The following is a 6,170-nucleotide window of genomic DNA, read 5'->3' as shown; positions in this document are numbered from 1 at the left end:
CTGTAAATCTCATGTGATGGTTATTTAGTGTACCCAAAATGAGCCTAACGGCTCGTGAGAAACAACAACAATAATAAAATTAAAGTTAAAAAATGAAAATGGCAAGGTTATTGAAAGAATTTCAACAACTTGCCGAATTCAAGTTTATATAATTCATAAAACTTTCTATAAACCTCTGCTCATCTAAAGAATATTTGAGAATTTTATTTAATTTCTTAAGATATTTTGTCTCACTCCAACTTTTGTGTTTTATATATCTTTTTTTACCTAACTTCCAAAAGCGATAAGGAAATATTAATAAGGAAAGGATTAGCTCTAAGTCTTCTACAGTAACGGTTTTGAATAAAGAATAATGTTCTATTAGAATTTTAGCTTTGCTAAAATCCCAATGGTATTCACTTTTAGACATTAATCTTCTTATAAAATTTCCTAAATCCATAATCTGTAGATCTATTATTACTGAATCTAAATCAATTAGATAATACTGATTTCCCTTTTTTATGATATTTTGGTAGTAGAAGCTATTATGACATATAGATTTTTGATTATTGGCTTCTTTAGAGAGCTTATAATAATTAGAGCTATTTAAAAAAGTTAAAGCAGTTAAGCCCCTATGATAATACATATCAATGTAATCATAGTATAAATTATCAAACTGAGTTCTTATAACTTTTCTATTTATATAACTTTTAAACTTTTCAAGGTCTAATACGTTACTGTAAAAAATTTTAGGCCAGTTTTTCAAATTATTTTTCAGTTTAATATTAGAAAGATCTATGGAAGCTACAGCATTATGAAATTTTGCTAATAGTTCCACACATCCTATAGCTTCATTTATATCACTAACATTGCACTCAGTACCGTCAATCCAACTGGTAACATAATAAATATGTTTACCATATTCTACATAGTACTTACCACGGTAAGTTCTAAAGTAAGTTGCAGTATTATAGAAATTGTTTTTTTTAAGATTCTCCACAAGATAATACCCATTTTGGGCTTTACGTCTTCCATTTTTTGCTCTTTTTACGCAAAGTGTACCCTTATCACTTTCTACTTTATAAACACTTCTAACCTTTGATATGTTATGTATATTAATATCATAATGATGTAGTACTATTTCAATTATGTTCCTTTCTTTATCCGTTACTCTATCACTATGATAATTCTTTACGGACATAAAAATCCTCCTAAAGATTTTTGTGTTACTCTATTATATTAGAAGCTAATTGAAATAAGTACTTAAAAATTGTAATCAATATGGAAAAGTAAAAGAAGCGTGCATAAGGTTTTGAGTTTAAACTTAATTAGTTATCTATTCAAAACCTAAGTAGCCACGCCTCTTAATATTAATCTACAGCTTTTATACTTAATCCAATTTTTCTATTTTCAATGTCTACATCAATTATTTTAGCTTTCACTTCTTGACCTATAGTTAAAGCATCAGCAGGTGTATTTATTCTTTTATGACTTATTTCTGATATATGAACTAATGCATCAATTCCAGGCTCAAGTTCAACAAAGGCACCAAAGCTAGCAAATCTTACTACTTTGCCAAGAACAACAGAATCAACAGGGTATTTTAACTCTACATTGTTCCATGGATCCTCTTGAAGAGCCTTTATGCTTAAAGAAAGTTTCTCACTTTCTTTATCTAAATCAATAATTTTAACAGTAACTTTATCTCCAACTTTTACTATGCTAGAAGGCTTAGTTACTCTAGCCCAGGACATTTCAGATACATGTAGTAGACCATCTATTCCTTTAACCTCTACAAAAGCACCGAAGGAAGTTAATCTTTTAACTTCGCCCTCAACTACCATACCTTTTTCAAAGCTTGCCCAAGCCTCTTCTTCTATACGTGCTTTTTCAGCTTTTAATAACTCTCTTCTGGAGCCTACAATTCTTACATTTCTCTTAGAATTATCATATTCTATTATTTGTACTTTTAAAATCTTTCCAACATAAGAGCTTAAATCACTAACAGCATGTAATTCAATATGGGAAGCTGGAATAAAGATTCTAACCCCTTTATACATTGCTACTAAGCCGCCTTTTACAGCTTCCTTTACAGTAACTTCAACAACTGAATTATTTTTATGAGCTTCTTTAATGTAATGATAAGCACTTTCTCTTTCTAATTCAATTGTAGATAGCACTACATAACCATCTTCATTTTTTCTGCTTATTACTTTTGCTTCTATATGATCTCCTACAGAAAAAATATCCTTTAAATTTGCATTTTCATCAAAGGTAGCTTCCTTTAAAGGTAATATAGCATCTGCCTTATATCCAATATTTAAAAAGGCTTCTTTTTCTTTTAAGGAAATAATCTCCCCTTCTACTACTTGGCCTACATACAACTGTTTGTCATGTTCATCCATATAGGCTAGTTGTTCATTAAAATCATTTTTGTTTTCATCCATCATTTAAATATTGCCTCCTTTATTATGTAATCAGGTGTATATTAGCCTGATATAATTCTTTTTAACTTTAGTTTAAGGTATGCCTTTATTATGCATGATTTTTACCAATTATCATAAATAATAACAATAGGCCTCAACCTTATTATTTATAGAATTTTCATCAATTTTATAAACTATTCAATCCAAGTTGAACTTGTTTAGAAATAAGATCTACAACTTCATCTATACTTAGTGAAGTTGAATCTATTTCTATAGCATCTTCAGCCTTTCTTAAAGGATTTACTTCTCTATGCATATCCTTATAATCTCTATCAATTATATCCTTAAGAATTTCCTCGTAGCTTGCTTCTATACCTTTTGCTGTAAGCTCTCTATATCTTCTATTAGCTCTTTCTTCTGGGCTAGCAGTTAGATAGAATTTAAAGGCTGCATTTTTTAATACAACGGTACCTATATCTCTTCCATCCATAATTACATCAAATTTATTAGATAAATTTCTTTGTAATTCAACCAATCTTTCTCTAACTTCTGGTATAGCTGCATAGGAGGCTACTGACTTATTTATTTCTTGAGTGGTTAATTTAGATGTTAGATCCTCGCCGTTAATAAATATGTTATTGTTTTCAAAATACATCTCAATATTATCTATCAATTTTATTAAGCCTTCTACATCCGCAGGTGCTATGTTTTTTTCTAGGGCTTTAAATGTTATTGCTCGATACATTAATCCAGTGTTAATGTACATTATACCTAGTTTATTTGCAATTTTTTTTGCAATAGTACTTTTACCTGCTCCAGCGGGACCATCTATAGCTATGGAAATTCTCATAAAAATCCACCTTTCTTTTGCTCCAATAATATTTATATAGTTATTCTATAAGAAAAGACAAAATCCTTTAAAATTAATGGTTTTCTTCATCATTAATGGATTTTCCAGCCAAGTAACCAGTGGAAAATGCAATTTGAATATTATATCCACCTGTATAGGCATCTACATCAATGACCTCACCAGCAAAGTATAAATTATCTATAATTTTCGAAGCCATTGTAGAAGGGTTAATTTCTTTTGTATCTACTCCCCCAGCAGTTACAATTGCTTCTTCTATTGGCCTTAATCCTTCAATTTCTAACTTAAAATTTTTAATGACATGGGCTAGTTTTTTTCGTTCATGCTTTGTTATTGAATGTACTTTTTTATCCAAAGGTATTTCTGCGGATAAAATCATTCTATGTATAATTTTTTGTGGTAAAAGTTCATTCAATGCATTTTTTATCTCTTTATTTATAAAACTTTGAAAATCCCGTTGTATTCTTTTGTCTAGCTCTTCCTCTGTCAATGCAGGCTTTAAATCTATGTAGGCATATTGTTTACATTTTGTATTTACTTTTCTGCTACCACTTAAAACAATAGGTCCTGATAAGCCATAATGGGTAAACAACATTTCTCCAAATTCCCTAAAAATACAACGATTATTTTCATAGATTTTAAATTCAACATTTTTTAATGAAAGTCCTTGTAGTTCTCTTATCCATTCCTCTTTAACAACTATAGGCACTAATGAGGGTTTTATAGGAATTATATTATGACCTAAGGATTGTGCAAATTTATAGCCATCACCGGTAGATCCGGTTAAAGGATAGGATTTGCCACCAGTGCATATTACGAAGTAATCTCCCCTTATTTTATCACCATTCTCTAATAGAACATAATCAATTTTATTACCTTCCTTATGAACCTTAACCACTTTAGAATTTAATCTAATGTCCACTTCATTTTTCTTAAGCGCAGATTCTAAAGCACTTATTATATCAGAAGACTTGTCAGAATTAGGAAAAACCCTATCCCCTCTTTCTACTTTTAATTTAACTCCTTGTTTATGAAAAAAATCCATAGTATTTTCGTTGGTAAATGTGTATAAGGCACTGTAAAGAAAGTTAGCGTTTCCTGGTATATAGTTAAAAAAATCCCCTATATCCTTTGCGTTAGTTACATTACATCTGCCCTTTCCTGTTATAAATAATTTTTTACCTAGCTTAGCATTTGATTCTAATAGTATAACTTTAGTAGATTTGGAGGCCTCAATTGCTGCCATCATTCCAGCTGGACCACCGCCTATTACCACTGTAGTTTTCAATATATCACCTCGTAACTAATTCAGTCAGTATATAAAATCATCTGATCAATTTTAAAAGTATTAATAAAAAAGACCTATGTAGGCCTTTTTCTAATCTTTATTTTTATAGGTATATACATTATAGTTTTCCCATAAGCCTTCTAAATCAGTAAAAATAGAAGATATCTTTTCCTTTTCTCTTAAACCTACCGCCATGATTAAGGCATTAATAATACTTAATGGTGCAACTAAAGAATCAACAAAGGAGGCCATATTACTTTGAGCAATTAAAGTATAATCAGCCTTACTAGCTAATGGTGATAATAGGCCATCAGTAATAGCTACCACTTTTGCTTTTCTATCTTGCGCAAAGGCCAAAGCCTCTATTGTTCGATTTGCGTACCTTGGAAATCCTATACCAATAACCAAATCTTCGCTAGATAAATTAAGCATTTGCTCAAAAATATCACTCATTCCATAGCCTACTACTTTAACATTATCCAATATTAGATTTAAATAAAATCCAAGAAATTCAGCTAGAGCAGTTGAGCTTCTCAAACCTATAATATATATTTTCTTAGCTTCAAAAATATTTTTTATAACTTCTTCAAAAACTCTATAATCAATTTTTTCTAAAGTTGCTCTTAAGTTTTCAATATCTGACTTTATAACGTCCTTCAGAGCATTTCCGTCACTAATTAAATCATTTGAAAGTTCAATCCTCTGAACAGTAGTAAGTCGATTTTTTATGATCTCCTGAAGAGCTTTCTGAAGAGCTGGATAACCACTATAACCTAATTCATTGGCAAATCTAACTACCGTAGACTCACTAACCCCTACACTTGTTCCAAGTTTCGCTGCAGTGAGAAAAGCAGCTTTGTCATAATGTTTTAATATATATTCTGCAATTAACTTTTGACCTTTACTTAATCTTGAAAATTTAGTTTGTATTAATTTCATTAAATCTTGCTTATCATTATCCAACAATCAAAATCCACTCCCAATAAAGAACAATTACAAGACCAACATCATTTTAACACCATTTAAAAACATGTGCAAGATTCAACTTAAAATCCTTCATTTTTTTCAATTATTAATAATTCAGGAGGATTATTTTGCCTATTAATAAACTGACTGTATAATACTGCAAATTTATTTTTAGGTAGTTTTCTGCAATAATCTATTATATATTCTTTTTCTAACTTTCCCGCAGGGTGTCCTGGATATATAGCTATTGTAAGTATGCCCTGTGGATTTAGTAGTAAAAGTGTCTTTTCAATGCTTTTGAGAGTACTTTCATAGTTTGTAGTTATTTCTTTATTTCCTCCCGGTAGAAAGCCTAAATTATATATGGCACAATCTAGCCCCTTATTTATGTATTTATCAAGATTTTCGTGAGAATCATTTATAAGTGTAACATTTTTATTAGCCTTATTTTTATAATTTAAAACACACTGCTCTTGAATATCAAAGGCATAAACAGTATTGAAAAGTGAGGATAAAAAATCTGTATCATAGCCATTACCTAGAGTTGCATCCAAAGCAGTATCGAAATTTACACAATGATTTTTTATTACACTATGAGCTATATTACTAACATCACTAATGAATTTAAACATGTTATCACCTT

Annotated in this window: 5 protein-coding genes and 1 pseudogene; all 6 read right to left on the bottom strand. The window is 30.0% G+C overall.

The window, feature by feature from the left end:
• Positions 1 to 121: 121 nt before the first annotated feature.
• Positions 122 to 1,180 (bottom strand): CotS family spore coat protein, encoded by a 1,059-nt coding sequence (locus tag N3C_RS03695; protein ID WP_074364729.1) that lies wholly within the window; start codon positions 1,178 to 1,180, stop codon positions 122 to 124.
• A 169-nt stretch (positions 1,181 to 1,349) separates the two neighbouring features.
• Positions 1,350 to 2,464, bottom strand: a pseudogene (gene rpsA, locus N3C_RS03690) (30S ribosomal protein S1); the annotation flags it as partial.
• A 128-nt stretch (positions 2,465 to 2,592) separates the two neighbouring features.
• Positions 2,593 to 3,255, bottom strand: a complete 663-nt coding sequence (gene cmk / locus N3C_RS03685) for a (d)CMP kinase (RefSeq protein WP_074364727.1) — start codon at positions 3,253 to 3,255, stop codon at positions 2,593 to 2,595.
• A 73-nt stretch (positions 3,256 to 3,328) separates the two neighbouring features.
• The gene (locus N3C_RS03680; protein WP_074364726.1) at positions 3,329 to 4,561 is read right to left on the bottom strand and encodes a BaiN/RdsA family NAD(P)/FAD-dependent oxidoreductase; all 1,233 of its coding nucleotides are present in this window, start codon (positions 4,559 to 4,561) and stop codon (positions 3,329 to 3,331) included.
• 90 nt (positions 4,562 to 4,651) lie between these two features.
• Positions 4,652 to 5,524: a MurR/RpiR family transcriptional regulator gene (locus tag N3C_RS03675; protein ID WP_074364737.1), complete on the bottom strand. Its 873-nt coding sequence runs from the start codon at positions 5,522 to 5,524 to the stop codon at positions 4,652 to 4,654.
• An 83-nt stretch (positions 5,525 to 5,607) separates the two neighbouring features.
• Positions 5,608 to 6,159, bottom strand: a complete 552-nt coding sequence (locus N3C_RS03670; protein ID WP_074364725.1) for a tRNA 5-(aminomethyl)-2-thiouridylate-methyltransferase MnmM — start codon at positions 6,157 to 6,159, stop codon at positions 5,608 to 5,610.
• Positions 6,160 to 6,170 lie beyond the last annotated feature (11 nt).

It is taken from the genome of Clostridium sp. N3C, assembly GCF_900095445.1.
In the GTDB taxonomy this organism is placed as follows: Bacteria; Bacillota; Clostridia; order Clostridiales; family Clostridiaceae; genus Clostridium_AU.
Note: the sequence above shows the minus strand (reverse complement) of the source record. Positions and strands in the feature narration are given on the sequence as shown.

Excerpts from the sequence above, each read along its gene's own strand:
- N3C_RS03670 (WP_074364725.1), bottom strand. The coding sequence starts at position 6,159 with ATGTTTAAATTCATTAGTGATGTTAGTAATATAGCTCATAGTGTAATA.
- cmk (WP_074364727.1), bottom strand. The coding sequence starts at position 3,255 with ATGAGAATTTCCATAGCTATAGATGGTCCCGCTGGAGCAGGTAAAAGT.
- N3C_RS03695 (WP_074364729.1), bottom strand. The coding sequence starts at position 1,180 with ATGTCCGTAAAGAATTATCATAGTGATAGAGTAACGGATAAAGAAAGG.